Origin of the sequence: Agrobacterium sp. ST15.16.024, assembly GCF_027956545.1 — a bacterium.
In the GTDB taxonomy this organism is placed as follows: Bacteria; Pseudomonadota; Alphaproteobacteria; order Rhizobiales; family Rhizobiaceae; genus Agrobacterium; species Agrobacterium cucumeris.
In genome coordinates this window covers 1-415 of record NZ_JAQKGO010000056.1, presented here as the reverse complement: position 1 = coordinate 415, position 415 = coordinate 1, and the positions used below count along the sequence as shown (strand labels likewise).

Below are 415 nucleotides of genomic sequence, written 5' to 3'. Positions count from 1 at the left end.
GTCCCTATCCGCCGATCGCCCTGCCTGACCGCCGCTGGCCAGACCGGCAAATCAGTCACGCCCCGCGCTGGCTGTCGACTGACCTGCGCGACGGCAACCAGGCGCTGGCGGAGCCCATGGACAGCGCCCGCAAACTGCAGTTCTGGGATCTGCTGCTGGAGTGCGGCTTTAAAGAGATTGAAGTCGCCTTCCCTTCCGCCTCACAAACCGATTTCAACTTTGTCCGCCAGCTGATTGACGAACAGCGCATCCCGGAGGATGTCACCATCCAGGTGCTGACCCAGGCGCGAGACCCGCTGATCCTGCGCACCTTTGAGGCGCTGCGCGGCGCCCGCCGGGCTACCGTCCACCTCTACAATGCCACCGCGCCGCTGTTCCGCGAGCTGGTTTTCGGCATGGACAAGGCCGAGGTGAT

Annotated in this window: 1 pseudogene; it reads left to right on the top strand. The window is 64.6% G+C overall.

Annotation, left to right across the window (positions count from 1 at the left end):
* Positions 1 to 14 precede the first annotated feature (14 nt).
* Positions 15 to 415 (top strand): annotated as a pseudogene (locus tag PL640_RS25610) (2-isopropylmalate synthase); the annotation flags it as partial.